The 1,767-nt window shown below is 65.7% G+C and carries 2 protein-coding genes and 1 pseudogene; 1 reads left to right on the top strand and 2 read right to left on the bottom strand.

Annotation, left to right across the window (positions count from 1 at the left end; translation table 11 throughout):
• On the bottom strand, nucleotides 1–283 hold a 283-nt coding region (locus tag QZ281_RS10490), incomplete at its 3' end, for a hypothetical protein (RefSeq protein ID WP_292228110.1).
• Nucleotides 284–431: 148 nt separating this feature from the next.
• Between QZ281_RS10490 and QZ281_RS10495 the strand changes: the two genes are divergently transcribed.
• A complete protein-coding gene (locus tag QZ281_RS10495) occupies nucleotides 432–1,190 on the top strand; it encodes a GntR family transcriptional regulator (protein WP_292228130.1) in 759 nt (252 codons plus the stop codon).
• Nucleotides 1,191–1,266: 76 nt separating this feature from the next.
• Here QZ281_RS10495 and QZ281_RS10500 read toward each other — a convergent pair.
• Nucleotides 1,267–1,767 (bottom strand): annotated as a pseudogene (locus QZ281_RS10500) (acetyl-CoA C-acyltransferase); the annotation flags it as partial.

Here is a 1,767-nt window from a genome sequence, read left to right on the forward strand (position 1 = left end):
GGGCAGGTCCATCCGTCGTCGGCGCGGCGCCGGTCAGGGCATAGATGTCGGTCTGGAAGCGCGAGACCGCCCGCTGCAAACGTACGTCCGAAAACCCTTCGTAATGCACCGCGAACCGGCCCGAGATGGCCAGCGCCTGACCTTCAGCCGCGCTCACTTTTGCCGATGCCGGCAGGGGCATCAGGGCCGCCTCACCCGCCTGCACCGAAGCTGCGCCTAGGGTCAGCACCGCCAGAACGGCCGCCCCGCTCACGCCTGCTGCCAGCCCGGCCAGTCTGTTCATACGCCGCATCGTCGCTCTCCCCTTGGACAATACCAATCCGGCCAACAGCGGTATTGACACCAACACCAAGTGGACCACACAAGGACTTCTGCATTTCCAGTCAGGATTGTCTAGATCATTGACAACATCATCATCCCAGAGGTCCGTCATCCATCGATCTTCGACCGACCTCGGCCTTCTGGGCGAAGGCGGGCCGCTTTACGCCCGCCTGCAACGTCTCATCCGCACCGCCGTCAATGACAACCGGCTGGTGGTTGGTGCCGCACTGCCCAGCGAGCGTGATCTCAGTGAGGCCTACAGCCTGTCGCGCGTGACGGTGCGGCGCGCCATCGACGGTCTGGTCGATGACGGCTTCCTCAGTCGTCGGCGTGGATCAGGAACCTTCGTATCGGACACAGCCCCCCGAACCGAACGGGTGGAGAAGAGTTTTTCGACCCTGTCGTCCTTTTCTGAGGACATGAAGGCGCGCGACCGCGTGCCGGGCAGTCGCTGGCTGACACGCGGTTCAGGCTTCGTCACGCCGGAAGAAGCCCTGTCATTCGGCCTCTCGCCCGGCTCGTCGGTGCATCGTTTCCGCCGACTACGTTTGGCGGACGGCGCACCGATGGCGATCGAAATCTCGACCATCACCGGCTTCGCCCTGCCCTCAGTCGAGGCTGTCGGCGCTTCTCTCTACGACGCCCTCAACGTCACCGGCTGCCGCCCGGTGCGCGCCCTCCAACGCCTCCGCGCCGAAACCGCAGGCGAAGAACGCGCCAAACTGCTGGAAGTCGATGCAGGCCACGCAGGCCTGCTGATCGAACGCCGCGCCTTCCTGGCCGACGGCCGCCCCGTCGAACTGACCCGTTCCTTCTACCGCGGTGACGCCTACGACATGGTCGCAGAACTGGGGGTGTCGGCGATGTAGTTTGTTGCGATGGAGCTTCGGATCCAGTCTCGATCAGGAGTGCTCTGGTCTAGCCAGCATCACGGCTCCCCCGCGCCTACATCACCTCAAACAAGCCCGCCGCGCCCATGCCGCCGCCGACGCACATGGTGACGACAACGTAGCGGACGCCGCGGCGGCGGCCTTCGATCAGGGCGTGACCGACCATGCGGGCGCCGGACATGCCGTAGGGGTGGCCGATGGAGATGGCGCCGCCGTTGACGTTCAACCGCTCGTCCGGAATGCCCAGGACATCGCGGCAATGCAGCACCTGGACTGCGAAGGCCTCGTTCAACTCCCACAGGCCGATGTCCTCGACTTTCAGGTTGAACCGCTCCAGCAGACGCGGCACCGCGACGACCGGGCCGATGCCCATTTCATCGGGCCTGACCCCCGCCACCGCCATGCCGACATAGCGGCCCAACGGCTGTAGTCCGCGCCGCTGCGCCTCTGCCGCCTCCATCAGGACGCAGGCTGAAGCGCCGTCCGACAGTTGGCTGGCGTTGCCCGCCGTGACCGTGCCGTCAGGGAAGACCGTGCGCAACGAGGCCAACCCGTC

This window comes from Brevundimonas sp. (genome assembly GCF_018608325.1).
GTDB lineage: Bacteria > Pseudomonadota > Alphaproteobacteria > Caulobacterales > Caulobacteraceae > Brevundimonas.